General features: G+C 69.7%; 22 protein-coding genes and 1 pseudogene. 15 read left to right on the forward strand and 8 right to left on the reverse strand.

Annotated elements, in window-relative coordinates; genetic code table 11:
- Positions 1–63 precede the first annotated feature (63 nt).
- Positions 64–1,791: a biotin carboxylase N-terminal domain-containing protein gene (locus tag WEF05_11515; protein MEX1102508.1), complete on the forward strand. Its 1,728-nt coding sequence runs from the start codon at positions 64–66 to the stop codon at positions 1,789–1,791.
- On the opposite strand, the gene WEF05_11520 is transcribed toward WEF05_11515, so the two are convergent.
- Complete coding sequence (locus tag WEF05_11520; protein ID MEX1102509.1) at positions 1,767–3,287, reverse strand: ATP-binding protein; 1,521 nt, start codon at positions 3,285–3,287, stop codon at positions 1,767–1,769. The genes WEF05_11515 and WEF05_11520 overlap by 25 nt on opposite strands.
- Positions 3,288–3,911: 624 nt before the next feature.
- Between WEF05_11520 and WEF05_11525 the strand changes: the two genes are divergently transcribed.
- Positions 3,912–5,795: an MFS transporter gene (locus WEF05_11525; GenBank protein ID MEX1102510.1), complete on the forward strand. Its 1,884-nt coding sequence runs from the start codon at positions 3,912–3,914 to the stop codon at positions 5,793–5,795.
- Between the two features lie 29 nt (positions 5,796–5,824).
- On the opposite strand, the pseudogene npdG reads toward WEF05_11525, so the two are convergent.
- Positions 5,825–6,424, reverse strand: a pseudogene (gene npdG, locus WEF05_11530) (NADPH-dependent F420 reductase).
- A gap of 41 nt (positions 6,425–6,465) precedes the next feature.
- On the reverse strand, positions 6,466–8,058 hold the full coding sequence (locus WEF05_11535; protein MEX1102511.1) for a methylmalonyl-CoA mutase family protein: 1,593 nt from the start codon (positions 8,056–8,058) through the stop codon (positions 6,466–6,468).
- 143 nt (positions 8,059–8,201) lie between these two features.
- On the opposite strand from WEF05_11535, the gene nadC reads away from it, so the two are divergent.
- The 8 genes from nadC to WEF05_11575 all read left to right on the forward strand — a co-directional run bounded on the left by nadC (position 8,202) and on the right by WEF05_11575 (position 15,821).
- Positions 8,202–9,047 (forward strand): carboxylating nicotinate-nucleotide diphosphorylase, encoded by an 846-nt coding sequence (gene nadC, locus WEF05_11540; protein ID MEX1102512.1) that lies wholly within the window; start codon positions 8,202–8,204, stop codon positions 9,045–9,047.
- 10 nt (positions 9,048–9,057) lie between these two features.
- Positions 9,058–10,122, forward strand: a complete 1,065-nt coding sequence (gene nadA / locus WEF05_11545; protein MEX1102513.1) for a quinolinate synthase NadA — start codon at positions 9,058–9,060, stop codon at positions 10,120–10,122.
- Between the two features lie 2 nt (positions 10,123–10,124).
- Positions 10,125–11,627 carry an FAD-binding protein gene (locus tag WEF05_11550; GenBank protein MEX1102514.1) on the forward strand — a complete coding sequence of 501 codons (1,503 nt, stop codon included), beginning with the start codon at positions 10,125–10,127 and terminating at the stop codon, positions 11,625–11,627.
- Between the two features lie 51 nt (positions 11,628–11,678).
- A complete protein-coding gene (locus WEF05_11555) occupies positions 11,679–12,326 on the forward strand; it encodes an O-methyltransferase (protein ID MEX1102515.1) in 648 nt (215 codons plus the stop codon).
- 117 nt (positions 12,327–12,443) lie between these two features.
- Complete coding sequence (gene sdhC, locus WEF05_11560; protein MEX1102516.1) at positions 12,444–12,845, forward strand: succinate dehydrogenase, cytochrome b556 subunit; 402 nt, start codon at positions 12,444–12,446, stop codon at positions 12,843–12,845.
- Positions 12,845–13,306, forward strand: coding sequence for a succinate dehydrogenase hydrophobic membrane anchor subunit (locus WEF05_11565; protein MEX1102517.1), 462 nt, complete (start codon positions 12,845–12,847; stop codon positions 13,304–13,306). The genes sdhC and WEF05_11565 overlap by 1 nt, the downstream gene beginning before the upstream one ends.
- On the forward strand, positions 13,303–15,042 hold the full coding sequence (sdhA, locus tag WEF05_11570; protein ID MEX1102518.1) for a succinate dehydrogenase flavoprotein subunit: 1,740 nt from the start codon (positions 13,303–13,305) through the stop codon (positions 15,040–15,042). The genes WEF05_11565 and sdhA overlap by 4 nt, the downstream gene beginning before the upstream one ends.
- Positions 15,042–15,821, forward strand: coding sequence for a succinate dehydrogenase iron-sulfur subunit (locus WEF05_11575; protein ID MEX1102519.1), 780 nt, complete (start codon positions 15,042–15,044; stop codon positions 15,819–15,821). The genes sdhA and WEF05_11575 overlap by 1 nt, the downstream gene beginning before the upstream one ends.
- 16 nt (positions 15,822–15,837) lie before the next feature.
- Here WEF05_11575 and WEF05_11580 read toward each other — a convergent pair whose 3' ends face one another.
- Positions 15,838–16,449 carry a hypothetical protein gene (locus WEF05_11580; protein ID MEX1102520.1) on the reverse strand — a complete coding sequence of 204 codons (612 nt, stop codon included), beginning with the start codon at positions 16,447–16,449 and terminating at the stop codon, positions 15,838–15,840.
- Between the two features lie 143 nt (positions 16,450–16,592).
- Here WEF05_11580 and WEF05_11585 point away from each other — a divergent pair, with 143 nt between their 5' ends.
- From WEF05_11585 to WEF05_11600, 4 genes are all read left to right on the forward strand, one after another.
- A complete protein-coding gene (locus WEF05_11585) occupies positions 16,593–17,678 on the forward strand; it encodes an isocitrate/isopropylmalate dehydrogenase family protein (GenBank protein MEX1102521.1) in 1,086 nt (361 codons plus the stop codon).
- Positions 17,679–17,720: 42 nt separating this feature from the next.
- The gene (locus WEF05_11590; GenBank protein ID MEX1102522.1) at positions 17,721–18,398 is read left to right on the forward strand and encodes a hypothetical protein; all 678 of its coding nucleotides are present in this window, start codon (positions 17,721–17,723) and stop codon (positions 18,396–18,398) included.
- A gap of 110 nt (positions 18,399–18,508) precedes the next feature.
- A complete protein-coding gene (locus WEF05_11595) occupies positions 18,509–18,787 on the forward strand; it encodes a hypothetical protein (protein MEX1102523.1) in 279 nt (92 codons plus the stop codon).
- A complete protein-coding gene (locus WEF05_11600; protein ID MEX1102524.1) occupies positions 18,688–19,704 on the forward strand; it encodes a DUF222 domain-containing protein in 1,017 nt (338 codons plus the stop codon). The genes WEF05_11595 and WEF05_11600 overlap by 100 nt, the downstream gene beginning before the upstream one ends.
- Here WEF05_11600 and mdh read toward each other — a convergent pair.
- Both mdh and WEF05_11610 read right to left on the reverse strand, forming a co-directional pair.
- Positions 19,701–20,624, reverse strand: coding sequence for a malate dehydrogenase (mdh, locus tag WEF05_11605; protein MEX1102525.1), 924 nt, complete (start codon positions 20,622–20,624; stop codon positions 19,701–19,703). The genes WEF05_11600 and mdh overlap by 4 nt on opposite strands.
- A gap of 70 nt (positions 20,625–20,694) precedes the next feature.
- Positions 20,695–21,774, reverse strand: coding sequence for an isocitrate/isopropylmalate family dehydrogenase (locus tag WEF05_11610; protein ID MEX1102526.1), 1,080 nt, complete (start codon positions 21,772–21,774; stop codon positions 20,695–20,697).
- A gap of 200 nt (positions 21,775–21,974) precedes the next feature.
- Here WEF05_11610 and WEF05_11615 point away from each other — a divergent pair, with 200 nt between their 5' ends.
- Positions 21,975–23,093 (forward strand): citrate/2-methylcitrate synthase, encoded by a 1,119-nt coding sequence (locus WEF05_11615; GenBank protein ID MEX1102527.1) that lies wholly within the window; start codon positions 21,975–21,977, stop codon positions 23,091–23,093.
- Between the two features lie 9 nt (positions 23,094–23,102).
- Here the strand turns inward: WEF05_11615 and WEF05_11620 are convergent, their stop codons facing one another.
- Positions 23,103–24,056: a methylenetetrahydrofolate reductase gene (locus WEF05_11620; protein ID MEX1102528.1), complete on the reverse strand. Its 954-nt coding sequence runs from the start codon at positions 24,054–24,056 to the stop codon at positions 23,103–23,105.
- Complete coding sequence (locus tag WEF05_11625; protein ID MEX1102529.1) at positions 24,053–24,919, reverse strand: bifunctional 5,10-methylenetetrahydrofolate dehydrogenase/5,10-methenyltetrahydrofolate cyclohydrolase; 867 nt, start codon at positions 24,917–24,919, stop codon at positions 24,053–24,055. Before WEF05_11625 ends, WEF05_11620 begins: the two co-directional genes overlap by 4 nt.
- Positions 24,920–24,933: the final 14 nt, after the last annotated feature.

Consider the following 24,933-nt stretch of genomic DNA (forward strand, 5'->3'; position numbering starts at 1 on the left):
CCCGGCGCGCGGCCGGACCAGGTCGCCGCCGTCGCGGGCAGCATCGCAGACGACGGAGCGCGCGTGGCAGAACCGAGGATCCTGATCGCGAACCGCGGTGAGATCGCCGTGCGGATCATACGAACGTGCCGCGAGCTCGGTATCCACGCGATCGCGGTGTACTCCGATGCCGACCGCGACGCCCTCCACGTGCAGATGGCCGACAGTGCCTACCGGATCGGACCGGCGCTGGCCGCTGACTCCTATCTGTCGATCGGGGCGATCCTCGAGGCCGCGCGCCGCGGTGAGGCGACGATGATCCATCCCGGATACGGGTTCCTCTCCGAGCGCGCGCACTTCGCTTCGGCGGTCTCCGAGTTCGGCGCGACCTTCATCGGACCGTCCGCGCGGGCGATCGAGACGATGGGAGACAAGGCGGCGGCGCGACGCACGGCCGAACGCGTCGGTGTTCCGATCGTGCCGGGCACCCCCGATCCGATCGACATCGGCGATGCGGCCAAGCACGCGGAGCGGATCGGTTTCCCACTGTTGGTCAAGGCGGCGTTCGGTGGCGGGGGCCGCGGGATGCACATCGTGCGCGGCCCCGAACGGCTCGACGACGCCCTGAAGCGCGCCGCACGCGAGGCGGAGGCCTACTTCGGGCGGCCCGAGGTGTTCCTCGAGCGCTACATCGACCGGGCGCATCACGTCGAGGCCCAGATCCTGTGCGACACGCGCGGCGGTGCGTACTTCCTGGGCGAGCGTGACTGCTCGGTGCAGCGCCGCCATCAGAAACTGATCGAGGAAACACCCTCCCCCGTGGTGGACGACGCTCTCCGGACGCGACTGGCAGAGGCATCGCTCGCGCTCGCCGCGGAAGCGGACTACGTCGGCGCCGGCACCGTCGAGTGCATCGTCGACGAGAACGGGGCGTTCTACTTCCTCGAGATGAATACGCGCTTGCAGGTCGAGCACACGGTGACCGAGATGGTGACCGGGGAGGACCTCGTCGCGCTCCAGATCGCCGTCGCCCTCGGCGAGAAGCTCGACCTCGATCCGGCACCGCGAGGGCACGCGATCGAGTGCCGGATCAACGCCGAAGACCCGGGGCGCAACTTCCTGCCGGGCCCGGGGCGCGTCCACACCTACCGGGCTCCATCGGGCCCGTTCGTCCGGGTGGACTCGGGGATCGGCGAAGGACACGAGATCCCGGGCGACTACGACTCGATGTTCGCCAAGCTGATCGTCGGCGGGGACGATCGCGACACCGCCCGCCGGCGCATGCTCCGCGCACTCGGGGAGTTCACCGTCGAGGGGGTTCCCACCACGATCCCGCTCCACGCCTGGGTGTTGCGAACCAAGGAGTTCATCGCCGGGACGCAGACGACGGCGTGGCTGGAACGCGCACTCGTGGAGGCCGACCTCCCCGCGCAGAGCGAGCTCGGGGCGGGTCCGGCGAGCGGGAGCGGCGTTCCCGGGCCGACCGACCTCCTTCTCGAGGTCGACGGACGGCGGGTGCCGATCCGGATCTTCGACGAACGGCGGACGGGGGCGCCTCGACCTCCCGCGGCGCACGAGACCCATCACGGCGAGCACGTGCACGGCGTGATCTCGGCGCCGATGCAGGGAACGATCCTGCGGATCCTCGTGGAACCGGGCCAGCAGGTCGAGGCCGGCGACGTCGTCTGCATCCTCGAGGCGATGAAGATGGAGAACTCGATCGTGGCCCAGCGGGAGGGGAAGGTTTCCGAGCTGCCCGTCGAGCCGGGACAGGTCGTGCAGACCGGTCAGACGCTCGCGGTGATCGACTGACCGGGCTCGTCGGGACCGTCCGAACCGTCTCGACGACCTCCCGGCGGATCGGCGATCGCCTGCGGGTCTCCTGCGTCCCGCGCGCGCGGCGGCGCCGCGCTGCCGGGAAGGAAGAGGCAGAACATCGATCCCCGGGGACGGTCCGTCGTCTCGAGCCACAGACGAGCGCCGATCTCCTCCGCGAGCTTCGCGCAGATGTACAGCCCGAGGCCGGTGCCGCCCACCTGCCGCGTCGCGGTGCCGTCCACCTGGTAGAAGCGATCGAAGACCCGATCTCTCTCCTCTTCGGGGATGCCGGGTCCCTCGTCCTCGACGGCCACGAGGATCCCGTTGACGCCGGGCTCTCCCCGGATCGTGATCCGCGTGTCGGGCGGTGAGTACTTGAGCGCGTTCTCGACGAGGTTCGACAGGATCTGGTGCACCTTGCCCTCATCGGTCCGGACCGGGTCGAGATCGGCGGGAACGCGCACGTCGAAGGTGTGCCCGTGTCCTATCGGCGAGAGCTCGTGGACGACCACGTCCACGAGCGACTGTACGGCCACCTCGTGCAGCGTCAGCGGTTCGACATGGCTCTCGAGGCGGGCGACGATCAGCGTCTGCTCGATCAAGCGGCGGAGACGTTCGCTCTGCCGGTCGGCAGCCTCGAGGAACGCCTCGCGCTGCCCCGGCTCGAGCTCGTCGCCGAGCTGGAGCACGGTCTTGATGTAGCCCTGGATCGAGGTCAGTGGGGTGCGCAACTCGTGGGACACGACCGCGACGAAATCGTCCTTCATCCGGTTGAGCTCCTTGGCGCGTGCGAGGTTGATCTGCAGCCGTTCCACCAGCCGGACGTTCTCGAGCGCCGCGTTCGCACCCCAGTAGACGGCTCCGATCGGGATCACGATCAGCGGAACGAAGGCCAGGCTCTGGTCGGCGGCGAACAGCAGGATCGGTGAGAGGGCCAGCAGCGCGGGTGCCGTGTAGGCCTGGAAGAGGAAGTCGTGCGCGACCTGACGGACGAGCGGGCCCCCGTTGACGAGGGCGAGACCGACGCCGGGAAGGATCGTGTTCAGGAAGAAGAACGTGGCGGCGCTCGCGAACAGCGGCAGCAACGCCTCCGGACCGTGCGGGGGTCCCGAGGCGAGGTATCCGTACACGACCCCCGCAGCGATCACCGAGATCGCGTACTGACTCGCGTTGAACGCGGTCTTCCACATCGGCTTGCGCCGGGCGACGTCGCCGATCACCGACCCCGCCACGAGCGCGAGCGCCGCGGGGACGGGACCGTAGGCGATCGCCAGCGCGAACGCGAACGTCGTCGAGGTGGTGATCTCGTCGACTTCATCGTCGCGCTGGACCCCGATCGGGAACAGCTCTGCCACCACGAGCAGCGCGGAGAACAACCAGAACCCGGCCGCGCCGTACGGGCCGCGGCCGAGTTCCACGCCGTGCGTGCCGATCAGGACACCGAGGAGCCCCAGGCCGAACAGTGTCACCGCGCCGACATAGCGCGCCACCGCCGGCCGCTCGCCCAGATGGACGAGGGGACTCGGTTCGGGTTCGGAAGGATCCGACCCGCGAGCAGGAAGTGGATCGTGAGTGTCGAGATCCCGTGAGGTCATCTCAGCTCACCCATCCCCAGTGGAAAGTGCTCAGTGGGGCACCTTCCACTTCCTGCCGGCGCTCAGGACCATCACGAGTCCTGCCAAGGTCGCCACGCTGTAGAACCAGCGGATCATCCGAGCCTTCAAAGCGAGTCACCTCCTCCCCGCGTCCTCGGTCGTTCCTGGGCACAAGACTCCGGGCGCGGGCCGCGATCCGATGCATTCGGTGAGTGCCGCGTTGCCAGCATCGGCTCCTCTTGCCGCCGCCTGAAGAAAAGACGAACGGTCCGCTTCCGGTACTGCGTAGAGCACCGTACGCTTCGCGGGGTACCCGAAGCATCCGACGTTGGGACGGGAACGTTCCCCCGCGCGCCGGATTTCCTCCGGCACCTTCAGACTTAGGTCCTTCGGCGCTTCCGCCTCCCCGCGGTCACCCGGAACCACGTTGTCGGCCGGCACCAGACCGTCCAGCTCAGGCACCGAGGGACCGCCGCCGATACGGGTCAGGATGGACGCTCCCTCGAGCTCGGCTCGCGGATGCTGACGATCGCGCTCGTGATCGCGATCGCGGCGGTGCCGCTGTTCGGCGGCTCCCTGCGCAAGCTCGCCCAGCTGCGGTTCCGTGGCACGTGGATGCTCGTGGCGGCCCTCGCGGTGCAGATCGTGCTGTTCGGCGCCGAGGGTCCGCAGACGACGCTGAAGACCGCCGCCCATTTCGGTTCGTACCTGCTCGCGTTCGCGTTCCTCTACCGCAATCGAGGGGTCCGTGGCATATGGCTGATCGGGCTGGGGGCGGCGCTGAACCTGATCGCGATCACGGCGAACGGAGGGATCATGCCGGCGGCGGCCCATGCGCTCGCCACGGCGGGTCTGCCGGTGGACACCGTCACCGTGTTCGAGAACTCGGCGGCGCTCCCCGATCCCAACCTGCTCGTGCTCGGCGACATCTTCGCGCTGCCGAAGTCGATCCCCGCGGCGAACGTGTTCAGCGTCGGCGACCTGTTGATCGTGCTCGGCGCCGCCGTCACGATCCACCGCGCGACCGGTTCCCGGCTGGTCCCCGAGGGGCAAGGGGAGTTCGGTCCGGTGGTGCGCGACCGGACCTTCCTTCGGCTGTGGGGCGCGCAGATCGTCTCCAGCCTCGGTGACTGGGTGTACGCGATCGCGGTCGCGCTGCTGCTCGCCGACCGCGTGGACGGCCCGGATGCGGTGGCCGTCCTCGCGACACTGCTCGTCGTGCAGTACGTCCCGTCCGCCGTGTTCGGTGCTCTGTTCGCGGGGCCGCTCGTGGACCGCCGGTCTCGGCGGACCCTGATGATCGCCGCCGATCTGGCGCGCGCGGTGGCGATCGCGTCACTGCTGCTGGCCGGGGAGCCGGACCTGCTCCACTTCTACGCCGTCGCACTCGTGCTCGGCATCTTCGGTGCGATCTTCCAACCTGCGCTGCTGTCGACGGTGCCGAACATCGTGAGGCGCGACCGTGTGCTTCCCGCCCAGTCGTTGATCGGTGCGACGTCGCACATCGCGATCGTGGCCGGCCCGGCGATCGGAGGCTTCCTCGTCGCGCGGTACGCAGCGGGAACCGTCTTCGCCGTGAACGCGGCGACCTTCGTCCTGTCGGCGCTGCTGATCGCCACGGTGCCGATCGCCGGCCCCGCAGTGCGGGCGCTCGCTCCCGGACCGCGGTTCGCCGACGTCCGCCGGGGCCTGCGCTACGTCGCGTCGAACCCGTTGACGCGCGGGATCATCGTGGTCCTGGGCCTCGTCTCGCTCGGAGCGGCCACCAAGGCGCCGCTCGAGCCCCTCTACGTGCGCGACGTGCTCGCCGACGGCGCGCTCGAAACGGGAGGCCGGATCTTCGGACTGATCACCGCGGCCTGGGGACTCGGCATGGTCCTCGGATCGGTAACGGCACCGGGCATCGCCCGACGTTGGGCGCGTGAACGGCTCCTGCCGATCAGCATCGCCGTGGTCGGATGTGCCGTTCTCGTCGTGTCGCGCACCGACGACTTCTCCACGGTGCTGTTCGCCTGGCTCGTGGCAGGGTGGGCGAACGCGCTCGGCAACGTGTCCTACGAGACACTGCTGCAGGAACGCACCCCCGATGAGTTCCGAGGGAGGGTCTTCGCGGCGATCGAGGCCGTGAGCGACTCGGCGTTCGTCGCGGGCGCGCTGATCGCGGTCGCCGTGGGTGCGGCCCTCGCCGTGCAGGACGTCCTCGCGATCGCCGGCGGCGTCATGCTGATCGGGGCGGCCGCGGGCATCGTCCTGTTGCCACGACCGGCCCCTCAGGAACCGGGTGGTGCCTCCGGCGCGCCCCCGGAACGATCCGGTGCGCTCCCGCCGCCCCCCGCCGCGGGTCCCGGCGCCCCCCAGGACGGCCGGCCGGTCACCCGGAATCCGGCACCGCGCACCTTGTAGGTTCGGTTGACCGACACGAGCAACGCCGTGAGCGACTCGGCGATCCTCGCCATCGACAGCGTGCCGACGTCGACCCAGCGCAGGTCGGGGATCTGCTCGATCAGCGCGCCGGCCACGCCCTTCGCCTCCGGATCGTCGCCGCAGACGAACACGTCGCTGTCAACCGGGTGATCGAGATCGGTGAGCGCGCCGGCCGCGATCGTGTGGAAGGCCGCGACCACGCGGACCCGGTCGCCGAGGATCGCGGCGGCCTGCTCCGCCGCCGATCCGTGCCACGGCCGCAGGACCTGCCAGGCCCTGCCGCCCACGGCGGTCGCGAGCGGACTCGTCGCGTCGATCACCACCCCGCCGGGACGCACGACATCTTTGATGGAGCGGTAGAGATCGGCCTGACCGACGAAGGGAACAGTGACCGCGACCACCTCGGCCGATCCCGCCGCGTCCGTGTTCGCGGCTCCGTCCACCCGCGCCTGCTCGCCGAGTGCTCCGGCCGCCTTCTCCGCGGCAGCCGCGCCGCGCCCGGCGTCCCGGGAACCGATCACGACACGGTGCCCGGCCGCGGCGAGCCGAAGAGAGAGCCCGAAGCCCTCCGCCCCCGTTCCCCCGATCACGGCGATGTCCACGCGCACCTACCCTATCGGTGCGCGCATCGAGCCGGTCGGGGCGTGACTCAGCGGTTCGGGTGGTATTCCCCGAACACGTCCCGGAGGACGTCGGAGACCTCGCCGAGGGTTGCCCGGGCCCGCAGCGCCTGTCGCATCGGCGGAAGCAGGTTCCCGGTTCCCTCGGCGGCGCCGCGCACCTCGGCCAGCGATCGGTCGACTGCCGCCCCGTCCCTGGTCCTGCGGAGCTCGCGGACGCGCTCGACCTGCCGTTGCGTCTCCTCCACGGAGATCTTCTGCAGCTCGAGCACGCGCTCATCATCGGACTCGAACCGGTTCACGCCGACGATGACGCGATCGCCGGTCTCGATCGCGCGCTGGATCGCGAAGGCGGCCTCGTGGATCTCGTCCTGGAAGAACCCGGCCTCGATCGCCGCGACGGCACCGCCCATCCCGTCGATCTTCTCCAGGTAGGCGTTCGCCTTCTCCTCGAGCTCGTCGGTGAGCGACTCGACGAAGTAGGACCCCGCCAGCGGATCGACCGAATCGGCGACACCGGACTCGTAACCGATCACCTGCTGGGTCCGCAGGGCGATCGTCGCCGAGTGCTCGGTCGGGAGCGCGAGCGCCTCGTCGAAGGCGTTCGTGTGGAGCGACTGCGTTCCCCCGAGCACCGCGGACATAGCTTCCAGCGTCGTCCGAACGATGTTGTTCTCGGGTTGCTGCGCGGTGAGCGTGGCTCCCCCGGTCTGGGTGTGGAACCGCAGCATCGCGCTGCGCGGATCCTTCGCTCCGAACCGCTCGGTCATGATCCGGGCCCACATCCGCCGGGCGACGCGGAACTTCGCGACCTCCTCGAAGAACTGCATATGGCACGCGAAGAAGAACGACAGCCGCGGCGCGAAGTCGTCGACCGCGAGTCCGGCGTCGATCGCGGCCTGAACGTAGGCGATCCCGTCGGCGATCGTGAACGCGACCTCCTGCGCCGCGGTCGCCCCGGCCTCGCGCATGTGGTACCCGCTGATCGAGATCGTGTTCCAGCGCGGGATCCGCTCGTGGCAGTAGGCGAACAGATCCGTGATCACCCTCATCGAGGGACGCGGCGGGTAGATGTAGGTTCCTCGGGCCGCGTACTCCTTCAGCAGATCGTTCTGCACCGTCCCCGACAACCGATCGGGGGCCACCCCCTGTTCCTCCGCCGCGAGCTCGTAGAGCAGCAGCAGGATCGAGGCGGTCGCGTTGATCGTCATCGAGGTCGAGACCTCACCCATCGGGATGCCGTCGAACAGACGCTTCATGTCCTCGACCGAATCGATCGCGACGCCCGTGCGCCCGACCTCGCCGTCCGCGCGGGGGTGATCCGAGTCCAGACCCATCTGCGTGGGCAGGTCGAACGCCGTCGACAATCCCGTTTGTCCGTGGGCGAGGAGGTACCGGAACCGTGAGTTCGTCTCCTCGGCCGTGGCCATCCCCGCGTACTGGCGCATCGTCCACAACCGGCCCCGGTACATCGTCGGGTAGATGCCCCGGGTGAACGGCGGGGTCCCGGGCGTACCCAGGCGCGCCGTTGCGTCGAACCCCTCGAGGTCCTCCGGGCCGTAGACCGGGCGCACCTCGATCCCCGAATCGGTGACCCGTCGGTCCTCGCTCACTGCTCCCACGCTCCTCGCGGCGGCGGCCGAGCTGGTCCTGTTCCCGGCCGGTTCCGTCAGGGTTGCCGGTCGGCGTCACGTGCGGAAGCGCCTATGATTCCTACACGTCGCGGGTTCGGCTCGTGCAGACCGGCCGCGCCGTCAGCCTACCGATGTCCGCAGCCGCCGACCCCGTCGCAGACCTCGCCGAAAGGGCGCTGGCCGAGGACGCTCCCGACGGCGACCGCACGAGCGAGTTGACGATCCCCGCGGGTGCGGCCTGCACCGCGGAGCTCCGCGCGAAGCAGGCAGGCGTCCTCGCCGGGACCCGCGCGGCCCTCGCGGTGTTCACCTCGGCCGCCGAGCACGACCACACGGACCTGGCGATCGATCCGAAGGCCGACGACGGCGATCGGGTTTCACCCGGCGATGTCGTCCTCGTCCTGCGGGGCAACGCGCGCACGATCCTGCGGGCCGAGCGCCCGGCGATCAACCTGCTCGCCCACCTGTCGGGGGTCGCGACCCTGACCCGGCGGTTCGTGGACGCGGCCGCTCCGGCACAGGTGCTGTGCACCCGCAAGACCCTCCCTGGCCTGCGGACCCTCGAACGCGAGGCCGTCACCGCCGGGGGGGGATCGCTCCATCGCGCGTCCCTCTCGGACGCCGTGTTGATCAAGGACAACCACCTGCGCGTCGTCGGCAGCATCGTTGCGGCGGTCGAGCGAGCCGGGGTCGGCGGCATGCCGGTCGAGGTCGAGGTCGAGACCCTCGACGAGCTCGACGAGGCCCTGAAGGCTGGCGCGGAGCGGATTCTGCTCGACAACCCGACCCCGGACCTCGTCCGGCGCTGCGTCGAACGGACCGGAGATCCACGGCGGCTGGAGATCTCCGGTGGGGTCTCGCTCGACTCGGTCGGCGCGCTCGTCGCCGCGGGGGCGCGCATCGTGTCCGTCGGAGCCCTGACGCATTCCGCTCCTTCGCTGGATCTGTCCCTCGAGGTGGTCGCCGCCGATGGCTGAGCCCGCCGCGATGCCGCCCCACGCGCCCCTCGACCCCGAGGCGACGTCGGTGATCGCACGCGGCTACGCGGCGTGGGCCGAACAGATCCGACGACTCGCGGAACGGCGCAACGCCGTCGTGCTCGCGCACAACTATCAGGTGCCCTGGATCCAGGACGTCGCCGACTTCGTGGGCGACTCCCTCGCGCTCTCCCGGACGGCCGCCCGGACCGACGCGTCGACGATCGTGTTCTGCGGCGTGCACTTCATGGCCGAGACCGCCAAGCTGCTGTCGCCCGACAAGACGGTGCTGCTCCCCGACCTCGGCGCCGGCTGCTCCCTCTCCGACACGATCACCGCCGACCAGCTGCGCGCGTGGAAGGCCGAGCATCCGGGGGCCGTCGTCGTCGCCTACGTGAACACGACGGCGGCCGTCAAGGCCGAGTCCGACATCTGCTGCACGTCCTCGAACGCCGCGGACGTGGTGCGATCGATCCCCGAGGACCGCACGATCCTGTTCCTGCCCGACATGTTCCTCGGCGCGCACGTCGAGCGCGAGACGGGACGCGACCTCGAGATCTGGGCCGGCGAATGTCACGTGCACGCCGGGATCGACCCGAGCGGCCTGCGCGAGAAGGTCGCGTCCCAGCCGGACACCGAGCTGCTCGTGCATCCCGAGTGCGGCTGCACGACCCAGGTGCTGTGGCAGCTGTCGGAGGGCGACCTGCCGGCCGATCGAACGAAGGTGCTTTCGACGGGCGGGATGGTCGCCGAGGCGAAGGACTCGCCGGCCTCACGGTTCCTCGTGGCGACGGAGACGGGCATCCTGCACCAGCTGCACAAGCAGAGCCCCGACAAGGTGTTCGAGCCGGTCGACGAGACGGCCGTGTGCAAGTACATGAAGACGATCACCCCGGAGCGCCTGTTCGTGTCCCTGCGAGACGGTGTCCACGAGATCGACGTCCCTGCCGACATCGCCGTCCGAGCGCGGCGCGCGGTTGCGCGGATGATCGAGCTGGGACCGGGAGCGACATCCTCCGGACGGACCGCCGGTCCGCCTGTGCCGGGGAACGCCGAGACCGCCGTGCCGTCCTAACCGTGCGGACGATCGTCGTGGGAGCCGGCGCCGCAGGCCTGTGGTGCGCGCTTCGCTCCGCGGAGCGCGGTCCCGTGCACGTGATCGCTCCACACGACCGGTCGCGCAGCGCGACCGACTGGGCACAGGGCGGGATCGCCTCGGCGGTGGGACCCGACGACTCTCCGGCCCAGCATGCCGCCGACACCCTCGGCGCCGGAGACGGGCTCTGCGACCCGGAGGCCGTCGGCATCCTCGCGCGCGACGCCCCCGGGGTGATCGCGGCCCTCACCGCGCTCGGGATGCGGTTCGACGACGCAAGCTCCCCGGGACTCGAGGGGGGTCACGCCGCGCGCCGCGTGCTGCACGCCGGCGGGGATGCATCCGGCCGTGCGCTCCTGGGGTTCCTGGTCGACCGGATCGACGGGGAGGAACGGGTCGATCGGATCGCCGGGTCGGCGAGCGCGATCGCCGTGGAGCACGGGCGCGCCGCCGGCGTGACGCTCGAGGACGGGACCGAGCTCGCCGCCGACCGCGTCGTGCTGGCGACCGGTGGTGCGTGCGGCATCTTCGGACGACGGACGGGTCCGGACCAGGCCACCGGCGACGGGATCGCGATGGCGTGGGACGCGGGCGCGGTGCTCGCGGATCTCGAGTTCGTGCAGTTCCACCCGACCGCGCTCGACGTCCGCGGACAACCGGCGCGCCTGCTCACCGAAGCCCTCCGCGGCGAGGGCGCGGTGCTGATCGACGCCGACGGGCAGCCATTCGTCGAGCGCTTCGATCCCCGGGGCTCGCTGGCACCGCGCGACGTCGTGGCGCGCGCGATCCATCGCATCGCGCGCGATCAGGGGGTGCCCGTGCGTCTGGACGCCACGCGGGTGATCGACCTGATCCGGCGGTTCCCGACCGCCGTCGCGGCGTGCCGAGCGGCGGGACTCGACCTGGCGTCCGAGCCGGTTCCCGTTTCACCGGCTCCGCACTACTTCACCGGCGGCGTTCGGACCGACACGAACGGACGCAGCTCGGTGCCCGGCCTCCTGGCGTGTGGTGAGGTCGCGTGCACGGGCGTGCACGGGGCGAACCGGCTCGCATCCAACTCGCTGGCCGAAGCGCTCGTCTTCGGCGAACGGGCGGCCGAGGCCGACGACGATGCCGCCGCGTTCTCCGCCGCAGGGAAGCGGCGCCAGCTCGCGGGAGCCCCGCCCGCGGCCGGAGCGCCTCTCGAACGGGTGCGCGGGCTCGCCGACGAACTCCTCGGGGTCGAGCGATCGGGTGACGGACTGCGCGCCTGCCTCGCGCGGCTGCCCGCGAACGGGGCCCGCGAGGGCAACCGCTCGGCGACCCTCGTCGCGTGGCTGCTGGCCCAAGCCGCCCTGCGTCGTGAGGAGAGCCGCGGCGGCCACCTCCGGGCGGACTTCCCCGAGCACGATCCTCGATGGCGAGTTCGCCAGCTCGTCGACCGCGACGGCTGGTGGACCGCTCCCGTGCCCCAGGCCGAACCCGCCGCCACGACCGGCGCGTAGCCGGCGGGACGATTCGCGCCGCCGGGGTTGCCGCGACTAGCATCCTGGCCCATGGACATCGTCGACCCCACCAACACGGCGTACGTGCGCAGCTTGCTCGATCGACACGACGACCCGGTCCTCCTCGAGATGGAGTCGGCCGCCGCCGAAGCGGGATTCCCGATCGTGGGCCGGACGGTCGGGGTAACCCTCGAGCTGCTCGCCCGCGCGATCGGCGCCCGCCGGATCATCGAACTCGGCTCCGGGTTCGGCTACTCCGCTTTCTGGCACGCGCGTGCGGTGCTCGCGAGCGGCGACGCGCCCGCCGAGCTGCACCTCACCGACGGGGACGCCGAGAACGAACGGAGAGCCCTCGACTACCTGGGCCGCGCCGGGCTCGACGGACCCGTGCGCTTCCACGTCGGCGATGCGGTCGAGACGCTCGGGGGACTCGACGGCGAGTTCGACGTGGTCTACGACGACATCGACAAACACGGCTACACGGACGCGTGGCGCGCCGCCCGCGACCGGATCCGCGTCGGAGGTCTGTACGTCTGCGACAACGTGCTGTGGTTCGGCCGGGTCGCAGGAGCCGAACCCGACGACCCGGTCACCGACACGATCCGCCGTCACAACACCGCCGTGGCCGCAGACGAACGCTACCTGTCGGTGATCGACCCCGAACGCGACGGACTGCTCGTGGCACTCCGCATGGCGTGACGCGAGCCCGCGCCTCAACAGCGGTCGGTCTCGGCCGGTTCGGGGTAGACTCCGCGCGGCCGTGCACCGGATCGGCCACCTGTGGAGCGAACCCGACGCGCTACCCTTGAGGGTGAGATGGCAACGCGGCTAGGCAAGAAGGGCTCGGATCTCGGCACGATGTACCGAGGTCGCACCGGCCAGTGGGCGTGGATCGCGCACCGGATCACCGGTGTCGGATTGATCTTCTTCTTGTTCGCACACATCGTCGACACGGCGATGATCGGGTGGGGTCCCGAGGCCTACGACCGCGTGACCTCCGTCTACCACAACCCCGTGGTCCGGCTGGTCGAGCTGGGTCTGGTCGGCTTCGTGATCTTCCACGCGTTCAACGGGCTCCGGATCATCACGATCGACTTCTGGCCCAAGGCCGCCAGGTACGAACGGCCGCTGTTCTTGGGCACGATGACGATCGTGGTGCTCATGCTCGCGCCGATCGCCTACATCATGACCAAGCAAGCGATCGAGTTGTTCGACTGATGGCCACCACACAGGTCCGTCCGACGCCTCGCTCACCCGACAGCGGGGGCGGGAGCGGCGGCAGCTCGCACGGGTACATGTCCGGCCGGGATCGGCCGGTCGGGGGCTTCGAGCTGTGGTCGTGGCTGTTCATGCGGATCTCCGGGATCCTCCTCGTGCTGCTCGCCGTCGGTCACGTGCTGATCATGACCGTGCTCGAGGAGGGCATCGACCGGATCGACTCCCGTTTCGTCGCCGAGCGTTGGTCGACCCCGTTCTGGCGTGTGTGGGACTGGATGCTGCTCACGCTCGCCTTGATCCACGGGATCAACGGGCTGCGCGTGATCATCCAGGACTACGTGAAGTGGCCCCAGTGGCGGTTCGCCGTGAACATGTTCTTCTACGTCCTCGGCTTCGCGCTGTTCCTGCTCGGCACCGTCGTCGTTCTGACCTTCGACCCCGCCACCGTCTTCGGCTCGTGACGACGACACACACCTACGACGCGGTGATCGTCGGCGCCGGTGGTGCTGGCCTCCGTGCTGCGATCGAGGCGTCGGGCAACGTGCGCACCGCCGTGATCTCGAAGCTCTACCCGACGCGCTCCCACACGGGAGCCGCCCAAGGTGGCGTGTGTGCGGCCCTGGCGAACATGGAGGAAGACTCCCCCGAGTGGCACGCGTTCGACACCGTCAAGGGCGGCGACTACCTCGTCGACCAACCGGCCGCGCAGATCATGACCCAGGAGGCCGTCGACGCGATCTACGAGCTCGAACACTGGGGACTGCCGTTCAACCGGACGCCGGAGGGCAAGATCGCGCAGCGCCGCTTCGGCGGGCACACCCGCAACCACGGCGAGGCGCCCGTGATGCGTGCCTGCTACGCGGCGGACCGAACCGGGCACATGATCCTGCAGACCCTCTACCAGCAGTGCGTCAAGCGCGACGTCCGCTTCTTCAACGAGTTCTACGTGCTCGATCTGCTGCGCACCGACGACGGCGCAACGGCGGGTGTGGTCGCCTACGAGCTCGCGACCGGGGAGCTGCACGTCTTCCGGTCGAAGTCGGTGCTGTTCGCGACCGGCGGCTACGGCCGGATGTTCAAGATCAGCTCGAACGCGCACGCGCTCACCGGCGACGGGCCCGGCGTGGTGTTCCGGCGTGGACTCCCGCTGGAGGACATGGAGTTCTTCCAGTTCCACCCGACCGGCGTGTACTCGATGGGGATCCTGCTCTCCGAGGCCGTACGGGGCGAAGGCGGCATCCTCCTCAACGGCGAGGACGAGCGGTTCATGGAGCGCTACGCCCCTACCGTGAAGGACCTCGCTCCCCGCGACATGGTCTCGCGGGCGATCTACCAGGAGATCAAGGAGGGCCGCGGTGTCGGCCCGAAGCGCGACGCCGTGTACCTGGACGTGCGCCACCTCTCCCCCGAGGTGATCGAGGAGAAGCTGCCCGACGTCACCGAGTTCGCCCGCGTCTATCTGAAGGTCGAACCGACCCGGGAGCCCGTGCCGATCCAACCGACGGCCCACTACGCGATGGGCGGGATCCCGACCGACGTCGACGGCCGCGTGGTGGTCGGCGAGGACGAGACCCCCGTGCCCGGCCTCTACGCCGCCGGAGAGTGCGCGTGCGTGAGCGTGCACGGCGCCAACCGGCTGGGAACGAACTCCCTGCTCGACATCGTGGTGTTCGGCAAGCGTGGCGGCCGCGACATGGCGAGGTTCGCCGCCGGGAACGAGCTCCCCGAGATTCCCGAGCGACCGGCCGAGCGCACGCTCGACCTGCTCGACGGCATCCTGACGCGGAGCGAGGGCGACAACGCCGCCGACATCCGGACCGAGCTGCAGGACGAGATGTTCGATCTCGCGTTCGTGGTCCGCTCCGAGGACGGCCTGCGGAAGATGCAGGACCTGCTGAAGGGGCTCCGTGAGCGGTACGACCGCGTCGCGATCGACGACAAGGGAGCGATCTACAACACCGATCTGATGGAGACCGTCGAGGTCGGCTACCTGCTCGACTGCGCCGAGGCGCTCGTGGCGAGCGCCCTCGCCCGCGACGAGAGCCGCGGCGGACACTACCGGGAAGACCATCCCCTGCGCGACGACGCGAACTGGCTGAAGCACACGCTCGCAACGAAGCAGGACGACGGCAGCATCCGGCTGGAGTACAAGCCCGTGAAGATGGGACCGTACGTGCCCATGGAGAGGAAGTACTGATGGCCACCGAGGTGTCGACCGGCGGTCCGGGGTTGGGCGAAGTGCTTGCGCGCTCCGAGCCCGCGCGCGAGGTCGCGCGGACGAAGCTGACCGTGCGGATCCGGCGGTTCAATCCGGAGGTCTCCGACGAGTCGTGGTGGGACGAGTTCGAGATCGAGATGATGCCGAACAACCGGCTGCTCGACGCGCTCCACGAGATCAAGTGGCACCACGACGGCACCCTCGCCCTGCGCCGATCGTGCGGCCACGGGATCTGCGGATCGGACGCGATGTTGATCAACGGCAAGAACGCGCTCGCGTGCAAGGTGCTCGTCCAGGACGTCGCGCCGAAGGTCACGATCGAGCCGATCCGCGGGATGCAGGTCCTGAAGGACCTGATCGTGGACATGGAGCCGTTCTTCAACGGCTACAAGACCGTCTTGCCCTACCTGGTGAATGACTCGGGCGAGCCCGACACCGAGCGGCTGCAGTCCCCCGAGGAGCGTGCCCGCTTCGACGACACGACTAAGTGCATCCTCTGCGCGGCGTGCACGACGAGCTGCCCGATCTTCTGGGGCGACGAAGAGTACATCGGCCCTGCGGCGATCGTGAACGCGCACCGGTTCATCTACGACAGCCGGGACGAGGCCGCGGAGGAACGGATGAAGGTCCTGTCGGAGAAGACGGGGGTGTTCCGCTGCCGGACCACGTTCAACTGCACGGACGCCTGCCCCCGCGGGATCCAGGTCACGCAGGCGATCCAAGAGGTCAAGCGCTCGATCCTGTTCGAACGTTTCTGATCGGCGGGTTCGACCCCTAGGGAGGGAGAGCGGCCAGCCTCTCCCTCACCGGCGACCAACCACTGACCTGCTTCGGCGTCGAGGCCTTGGCCTGTGAGCGAGCACGGAAGCGGTAGGTCGTGGCCGGATCGACCGCCACCGGCTGATCGTTGCGACCGAAGATCACTGCACGCTGCTTCGTGTCGACCTTCCAGTTCTTCCACTTCCCGCTCCCCACCCGGTAGCGCACGTCGTACACGTTTCCCGTCTCGCTGTCGGAGAACGCCCATCGGACGCGGAAGCGTTCCTCGTCGATCTCCTCGATCCGGATCCCCACCCGGATCCGGCCGCGCATCCCGCCTCCCGGGCTCCCGTGCACCGAGCAGTAGTAGGGGAACGTGCCCGAGCTCGCCCGCACGACGAACTGATGGTTCCCGGTTCGCGGTGCGCCCGAGGAAAACAGCATCTTGTTCTGCCGAACGGTGTGGGCGTTCTCCGTGTCCTGCCAGTTCCAGGGGAACGGTGCGGGACTGTGGTACGCGCTCTCGTCGGGGTCGAAGAAGTCGTCGTCGACCCCGACCGCGGCGGCACCGCCCGTGGCCGTTCCCGGGAGCGTTGCGATCGCTAGGGTCGCCGCGGCGAGCACCAAGGCCCCGCGTCCGAAGCCTCGCCTCGCCCGGCCGCGCCGGACCGCTCCGCTAGGATGCGCTTCCACATGCGCACGATATCCCATCGGTTCCCCGGCAGGCGACCCGGCGCCGCGACGACGTGCGGTTCCGAGACGAGGACGCGATGGCGCATCGGGTGACGTTGCTCCCCGGCGACGGGATCGGTCCGGAGGTCTCGGCCGCCACCCAGCTCGTCCTCGAGGCGACCAACGTCGGTATCGACTGGAGCCCGGCCGCGGCCGGCGCCGGCGCGTTGGAGGAACACGGCACCACCCTTCCCGATGCGACGCTCGATGCGATCAAGGACACCCGCCTCGCCCTGAAGGGACCCATCACGACGCCGGTGGGAACGGGGTTCCGCAGCGTGAACGTGGCCCTGCGCCAGGAGCTCGATCTGTTCGCCGCCGTCCGGCCCTCACGGAGCCTGCCCGGCGTTCCCACCCGCCATCCCGGTGTCGACCTGGTGGTGATCCGCGAGAACACCGAGGACCTCTATCAAGGGATCGAGTTCGAACGGGGCACCGCATCGCTCGAACGGCTGCGCGAGCGGGTGGCCGCGCTGGCGCCGGCGGGCCACGGCGACATCCCCGAGGACGCGGGGGTCACGGTGAAGCCGATCTCGGTCGCCGGAACCCAGCGGATCGTCTACTTCGCGTTCGACTATGCCCGTTGGAACGCACGCCACCTCGTGACGGTGGGGCACAAGGCCAACATCATGCGATTCTCCGACGGGCTGTTCCTCGAGACCGCGCGCGAGGAGGCAGCGAACCACTACGACGTGGAGTACCGCGAGGCGCAGATCGATGCCTTGTCGATGCGACTCACTCGCCGGCCTCAGGATCTTGATGTCCTGCTGCTGCCGAACCTGTACGGAGACATCCTGTCGGACCTCTGCGCCGGACTCGTCGGCGGCCTCGGCCTCGCGCCTGGGGGTAACCTCGGCTGGGAGTACGCGGTGTTCGAGGCGGTCCACGGCAGTGCCCCCGACATCGCCGGACGAGGGCTGGCGAACCCGATCGCGATGATCCTGTCGGGAGCGATGCTCCTGCGCCACCTCGGCGAGATGACCGCCGCCACCAACGTCGAGCGCGCGGTCGACCACGTCCTGGGTGAAGGCCGGGTCCGGACGCCCGACCTCGGCGGGACCGCCAGCACGATAGAGGTGGCCGAGACGATCGCCGGCGCCCTGGGGATGGCGGGACTCAGCTAGGGGTGCTTGGACCGGGCGCGCCCCGATGCGACGATGACGCCGATGAGTGATCCGGACGTCGCATCCGCCGAGCAACCGCTTCCCGGAGAGGGGTTGCGTCCCCGCCCGAGCCCCCTGCGGTTGTGGGGGTTCCTCGTCACGATCCTCGGTGGCACCCTGCTGGGCGTCGGCGCGATCCTGTCGTGGGCCTCGGTGGAGATCGGCTCGGTGGGGGGAGCTTTCCCGGCCGAGCCCGTTCCGGGGATCGACGTTCTCGCCGGCAAGATCGCGCTCGGGGCGGCTATCCTCGCCCTGCTCGGGATCCCGGCGATGCGCCAGGCGCTGACCCATCGGGGCCGGCGCGCGTGGGCGATCGCCATCATCATCCTCGGTCTCGTGGGGGGAGGCCTCGCGCTCTGGTCCGGCCTCGCCCCCGACACGAGACTCGATGACGGGGTGAATCAAGCGCTGGAGGACGCCGCGCAGCCGATCGCCGATCAGACGGGGCTTCCCGTCGATCAGGTTGTCGAACGGTTGCAGGAGGTCGCCGTCACGACCGTCACGGTCGAGCCCGGTCTGTGGCTGACGGTCGCGGGCGGTGCGTTGGCGGTTGCCGGTGGCGTGCTCGGTCTCGTGTGGGCATCCAACGCTCCGCTGCCAGCGACGCGAGAACAGGATCAGCACGGATCGTCGCCCGAGGGCGGTGCTGAGGCGACGTCCGGAATGCCGCCGACACGCTAGCCTCGACGACGTGATGTGCGTCACACCTTGCGTCCCAGCTGGTTTACCCACACGAGCGTGTCGGACCCTCGGACTACCCTATCGAACGTACGTTCGGGAGGTAGGAGACGATGGGCGAACTGGGATCGGTGGTTACCACGCTGCGGGCCGAGGTGCTCGCCGAGCTGTCCGATGCTGTGGTAGAGGAGCGGTTCGCCGAGCTGCACCGCGCCCACGAACAGCTCGAGGCCGAGGTGGCGCGAAGCCTGTCGACCTCGAGCGTCGCGGGATCTGCGAGCGCGAGGGGCATCTGTCGAGCGCGTCCTGGCACGCGGCACGCTGCGGGACCTCGGTCAGCGCCGCTCGCACAGCCGTGGGCCTCGGGCGCGCGTTCGCCGCGATGCCGGTGACCGCTCGCGCCGTGGACGACGGCCAGGTTGCGATGAGCGCCGCGAAGGTGCTCGTGCGGGCCCACCTCGACGATCCGGAGGCCTTCACGACGTCCGAGGAGCTGTTGGTGCAGGCCGCGCGGACCCATCCGCTGGCAGAGCTGGCCCGGGTGGTGGCCCTGTGGCGCGAACGGGTACAGGCCGAACGGATACCCGAGGCGCGGGACAGAGCCCTCACGCGACGGCGGCTGCACGCGTCGGTCACTCTGGCCGGGATGGTGCGCGTGGACGGTGACCTGGACCCCGAGACGGGGGAAAGTCTGCTCACCGCGCTGGCCTCGGTGCTGGACGCCGAGTCACGGACCGGGGCGCACGATCGGCGCACCCCGGCCCAGCGTCGCGCCGACGCGCTCGGGGAGATCTGTCGGAGGCACCTGGACCGCTCCGACCGCCCCGAGGTGGCTGGGGAGCGCCCACACATGACCCTGACGGTCGATGCCGCCGCATTGTCGGGGAGCTCGGTGGTCGGTCAGCTCGACCACGTGGGTTCCGTGGGCGCATCCACGGTGCGCGCCCTTGCCTGTGATGCCTCGGTCACCCGCGTGGTGCTGTCCGGCACTTCCCAGCCGCTGGACGTGGGACGGGCCACACCGGTCGTGCCCACTGCGATGCGCCGCGCGGTAATCACGCGCGATCGCGCATGCCGCTTCCCGGGGTGTGACCGACCGCACCGGTGGTGTGACGCGCACCACATCAAGCACTGGGCCGACGGCGGCTCGACCGCGATCGACAACCTGTTGCTGTTGTGCCGGCGTCACCATCGGCTGGTGCACACGCGATTCGCTCTGGAGCTGGTGGAGGGACGAACGGTGTTCCGGCGACCCGACGGTTCGGTGCTGGTCGACGAACCGCTCGCGGTCGCGCGCGGACCTGGCTAGAGCTTCGCGAGGTCCTCGCACTTGGTGCGGATGCCTTCGGCTGCCTCGCGGAGCTTGGTCAGCTCGTCCTCGTTCAGGTCGAGCTCCACGACCTCCTTCAGACCACCGGGGCCGAGTTTGGCGGGCAGACCGACGTACACATCGGTGATGCCGTACTGGCCGGTCGCCCAAGCGCAGATCGGCAGCACCTCGTCCGAGTCCTCGGCGATCGCACGTACCATCGCGACGACCGAGGCGCTCGGGGCGTAGTACGCACTCCCCTTCTTCAACAGGGCGACGATCTCGGCGCCGCCGTCACGGGTGCGCTGGAACAGCCGCTCGAGCGTGGCCTCGTCGACGAGCTCGGGCAAGGGCTTGCCGTCGACGGTCGCCTGCCGTGGAAGCGCGACCATCGCGTCTCCGTGCGAGCCGAGCGTCATCGCCTCGACCGACAGCGGGGAGACCCCGAGCTCGGAGGCGATGAAGTAGCGCAAGCGGGCGGAGTCGAGGACGCCGGCCATCCCGACGACCCGTTCCTTCGGGAATCCGGATTCCTGCGCGGCGAGGAAGGTCATCTCGTCGAGCGGGTTGGACACGACGATCACGATCGCGTCGGGCGATCCGGGGACGACCTGCGATACGACGCTGCGCATGATGGCGGCGTTCTTCCCGAGCAGGTCCATCCGGCTCATCCCGGGCTGACGCGGGAACCCCGCGGTGATCACGACGACGTCGGACCCGACCGTGTCCGCGTAGTCGTTCGTGCCGGTGATGTTCGGCTCGAAGCGTTCGACGGCGGCCGATTCCTTGATGTCGAGCGCCAGACCCTGGGGCAGTCCCTCGACGATGTCGATCAGGCAGACCTCTGCCAGAGCCTTCTCCACGATGCGCAGGGCCGTGGTCTGACCCACGAAGCCGCTGCCGACGACGGTGACCTTCATGCGCGATCGCTCCTCGATTGCCGGGTTGAACAGCGATCAATCCTACCGACAGGCCGGGCGAGCGCCCTGCCTAGAGGGACGCGATCACCGCCTCGGTCATCTCGGCCGCCGTCACCGCGGTGGGGTCGTTCCGCGAGGGCTTCACGTCGTAGGTCACGCTGCGCCCCTCGGCCAGGACCGCCGCGACGGAGCGCTCGACCCGGTCGGCGGCCTCGGGCTCCCCGATGTGGTGCAGCAGCAACGTTGCGGACAGGATCAACGCGCTGGGGTTCGCACGATCCGGGTCCTTGATCCGGGGACCGGTGCCGTGGACCGCCTCGAACACGGCCACCCCGTCCCCGTGCGTGCCACCGGGAGCCAGCCCGAGCCCTCCGGTCAACCCGGCGCAGAGGTCGGCCACGAGGTCCCCGTACATGTTCGGAAGCACGAGGACGTCGAAGCGCTCGGGGGTGCTCACGAGCTGCATACAGCACGCGTCGATGATCCGGTCCTCGAACGGGACCTGCCCGAACTCCTCGGACGCGACGCGTCGTGCGGTCTCGAGGAACAAGCCGTCCGAGAACTTCATGATGTTCGCCTTGTGGGACGCCGTGACCTTCGAACGCGCGTGGTCGATCGCGTAGCGCATCGCGAACCGGACGATCCGCTCGGTCCCGTGCACGGAGATGTCCTTGATCGAGATGCCGGAGCGGTCGCGGATACGCCGGCCCGTCTCCTCCTCGATGAAGCCGATCAGCTCCTTCGTCGCGACCGTTCCCTCCTCGAACTCGATCCCCGTGTACATCCCCTCGGTCATCTCCCGGATCACGATCACGTCGACATCCTCGTAGGCGCTGGGAACGCCGGGGAACGACCGGCACGGGCGCACGCCGGCGTACAGGTCGAGTTCCTGACGTAGCGTGAGGTTCACGTTCGGGTACGGCGCCTCGACGGGCGTCGACAGCGGACCTTTCAACGCGACGCCGTTCGCTCGTATCGACGCCAGGACTCGCTCGGGCAGCGGGTCGCCGGTGCGCTCGAAGGTCCCCTGTCCTGCGTCCTGGACGTCCCACGAGATCGGCACGCCCGCCGCCTCGAGCACTCGGCGGGCGCACGCGGTGAGCACGGGACCCGTGCCGTCGCCGGGGACCAGGGTGATGTCGTAGCTCACGGTGCCTTCCGCTCGTGCCGATGCATGGATAATGGCGCGACCGGCGGTCGCCGACCGCTCAGGACGACGCGGCGCACATCCTGCCAGAGTGGGCGCCGACGCGCCCCGGAGCACGACAGCACGGCGGGTCGACCGCGCACGACACGCCTGCTAGAGTTTGAATGACCGTTCAAACTCCTGGACGAAGAGGGGTTCGTCACGTGGCCGAGAAGGGACTTCGCGAGGTCGTCGCCGCGCAGACGCGGATCTCCGACATCGACGGTGCCGAGGGCAGGCTCTGGTACGTCGGGTACGAGATCGCCGATCTTGCCGAGCACGCCACCTTCGAGGAAGTCGTGTACCTGCTCCACCACCTCGAGCTCCCGAACGAGGCCCAGCTCGAGACCCTGAACACCTTCCTGATCGACGAACGCGAACCCTCGCACTTCCAGACCGAGCTGATGCCGACGCTGGCCCAGCAGACCTCGCCGATGTCGATGCTCCGCACGAGCGTGTCGTCGGCCTCGACCTACGATCCCGACGGCTGGGACTTCTCCGAGGAGGCGAACCTCCGCAAGGCGCTGCGGCTCGTCGCGCTGATGCCCTCGTTCATCGCGATGTACCACCGCGCGCGCAGCGGCGACGAGCTGATCCCTCCGAACCCGAAGCTCGGGCACGCAGCCAACTTCCTCACGATGTTGCTCGGCGAGGAGCCCGATCCGGACGCCGCCCACGCGCTCGACACCACGTTCATCCTCTACGCCGACCACACGATGAACGCCTCGACGTTCACCGCGCGCATCATCGCTTCGACCCTGTCGGACCTGCACTCGGCGATGACCGGCGCGATCGGTGCGCTCAAGGGTCCCTTGCACGGCGGGGCGAACGAAGAGGCCATGAAGATGCTCGAGGAGGTCGGCGAGGCCGCGAACGCCGAGGCCTACATCAAGGATCGCCTCTCGCGCAAGCAGAAGATCATGGGCTTCGGCCACGCCGTGTACACGACGCTCGATCCACGCGCCACGGTCCTGCGCGATCTCGCGCGGCAGACGGCCGAGCGGGCCGGCACCACACACCTGTTCGAGACCGCCGAGGCGATCGAGCGCGTCACCCTGGACGAGCGAGGTCTCTACCCCAACGTCGACTTCTACGCCGCCGTCGTCTACAACGCGCTCGGGATCCCGACCGACCTCATGACCCCGATCTTCGCGCTCGCCCGCACCGCCGGCTGGACCGCGCACGTCCGCGAGCAGTACGCGGACAACAAGGTGATCCGCCCGGGTTCGGAGTACGTCGGTCCGCGCGATCGCACGTACGTGCCGATCGAGCTGCGCTCCTAGCCCGGACGCCTACCGACCGGGACGCGGGAACAGGCCCGCGCCTTCGACGACGCTGCGGACGACGTCCTGCGCGCCGACGCCCATCAGATGCACACCCGCGATGCCCTCGATCGACCGGATCTGCCCGACGAGGTCGACCGCGTGCCGCACGCCGACCTGGGGTGCATCCTCCCCGGCCGCCTCGAGCTCGTCGATCATCGCTCGCGGGACCGAGACGCCGTAGAGCTTCTCGTCCATGAACCGGGCGATCTTGGCGCTCTTCAGCGGCGTCACGCCGATCAGCACGGCGGCCCGCTCGAACACGCCCCGAGACCGCATCACCTCGGCCCAGGATCGGAGCGCCTCGAGGTCGTAGGCGATCTGGGTCTGCACGAGGTCGGCCCCCGCATCGAGCTTCTGCTCGAGCCGGGCAGGGTCGTATCCCTCGACGAGCGGCGCGTCCGCGACGGCGATCAGGAACCGCGGAGCCTCCGTGACCTCGACACCGCTGAGCAACGTTCCCTCGTCCCGGAGCCGCCGAGCGAGCCCGACGAGCTCGAGGACCGTCAGGTCCGACACCGCAACGGCGTCCGGGTGGTCGCCGGCACGCAGCCGGTCGCCGGAGAGGACGAGCAGCCCCCGCGCCCCGAGCGCCCATGCCGACAGCAGGTCGGCCGACAGTGCGAGCCGGTTCCGATCGCGTGTGGTCATCTGCACCAGCGGCTCGATCCCGCTGCGCGCGAGGAACGCCGCTCCGGCGACCGCGCTCATGTGCGCGGAGGCGCGGGGATTGTCCGTCACGTTCACGGCGTCCGCGTAACCGACGAGCGCCCGGGCCTGACGCTGCATCGCGGCGCCGTCACCCGAACGCGGCGGGACGGCCTCGGCCGTCACGGCGAACCGCCCCGCGGCGAGCACCTGCGCCAGATGGGACGGGAGGTCGCGGAGATGGGGGCGAGCGGTCACGGGCTGCGTCGCGCTCACGCGCGGAAGGTAGCCGCCTCCGCCGCCGTGACGGTGTTCACGAGCAGCATCGCGACCGTCATCGGCCCGACCCCGCCCGGCACGGGTGTGATGTGACCGGCGACCTCGGCCGCCTCCGCAAACAGGACGTCGCCGACGATGCCGGCCTCGGTCCGATGGACCCCAACATCGATCACCGTGGCGCCGCTCTTGACCATGTCGCCGGTGATCATCTCGGGAACGCCCGCAGCGGCGACCAGGATGTCGGCGCGGCGCGTGTGCGCGGCAAGATCGCGGGTCTTGATGTGGGTCGTCGTGACGGTGGCGTTCCCACGGATCGAGTCCTGGGAGAGCATGATCGACAGCGGCGCGCCCACGAGCTCTCCGAACCCGATGACGACGACCTCGGCGCCCTCGAGCGGAACACCCGAGCGCAGCAGCAGCTCCACGATGCCGTAGGGCGTGGCGGGCGGGAACGCGGGCTCGCCTCGTACCATCAGGCCGACGTTCGTCGGATGCAGCCCGTCGACATCCTTCTCGGGGAGCACCGTCTGCTGGATCTGCAGCTCGTTGACATGCTGCGGAACCGGAAGCTGAACGATGATGCCGTGGATCTCCGGATCTCGGTTGAGCCTACGGATCGTGGCGAGCAACTCCGCCTCGGTGACGAACGCCGGCAGGTCGACCTGTTCGGAACGGATGCCGACGTCCGCACAGGCCTTGTGCTTCGCGCCGACGTAGATCCGCGAGGCCTGGTCGTCGCCCACGAGCACCGCGGCGAGCCCCGGCACGACCCCACGATCGGACAGCTCACGAACGCGTTCGGCGACCTCGGACCTGATCTGTGCGGCGACGGCTTTCCCGTCGAGGATCGTGGCGCTCATCGGGGCGGAATCCT

This window comes from Actinomycetota bacterium, assembly GCA_040881665.1.
Lineage (GTDB): Bacteria > Actinomycetota > UBA4738 > UBA4738 > HRBIN12 > JBBDWR01.

Excerpts from the sequence above, each read along its gene's own strand:
- WEF05_11575 (MEX1102519.1), top strand. The coding sequence starts at position 15,042 with ATGGCCACCGAGGTGTCGACCGGCGGTCCGGGGTTGGGCGAAGTGCTT.
- WEF05_11585 (MEX1102521.1), top strand. The coding sequence starts at position 16,593 with ATGGCGCATCGGGTGACGTTGCTCCCCGGCGACGGGATCGGTCCGGAG.
- nadC (MEX1102512.1), top strand. The coding sequence starts at position 8,202 with ATGTCCGCAGCCGCCGACCCCGTCGCAGACCTCGCCGAAAGGGCGCTG.
- WEF05_11590 (MEX1102522.1), top strand. The coding sequence starts at position 17,721 with ATGAGTGATCCGGACGTCGCATCCGCCGAGCAACCGCTTCCCGGAGAG.
- WEF05_11595 (MEX1102523.1), top strand. The coding sequence starts at position 18,509 with ATGGGCGAACTGGGATCGGTGGTTACCACGCTGCGGGCCGAGGTGCTC.
- WEF05_11625 (MEX1102529.1), bottom strand. The coding sequence starts at position 24,919 with ATGAGCGCCACGATCCTCGACGGGAAAGCCGTCGCCGCACAGATCAGG.
- WEF05_11555 (MEX1102515.1), top strand. The coding sequence starts at position 11,679 with ATGGACATCGTCGACCCCACCAACACGGCGTACGTGCGCAGCTTGCTC.
- WEF05_11525 (MEX1102510.1), top strand. The coding sequence starts at position 3,912 with ATGCTGACGATCGCGCTCGTGATCGCGATCGCGGCGGTGCCGCTGTTC.
- sdhC (MEX1102516.1), top strand. The coding sequence starts at position 12,444 with ATGGCAACGCGGCTAGGCAAGAAGGGCTCGGATCTCGGCACGATGTAC.
- WEF05_11565 (MEX1102517.1), top strand. The coding sequence starts at position 12,845 with ATGGCCACCACACAGGTCCGTCCGACGCCTCGCTCACCCGACAGCGGG.
- nadA (MEX1102513.1), top strand. The coding sequence starts at position 9,058 with ATGCCGCCCCACGCGCCCCTCGACCCCGAGGCGACGTCGGTGATCGCA.
- mdh (MEX1102525.1), bottom strand. The coding sequence starts at position 20,624 with ATGAAGGTCACCGTCGTCGGCAGCGGCTTCGTGGGTCAGACCACGGCC.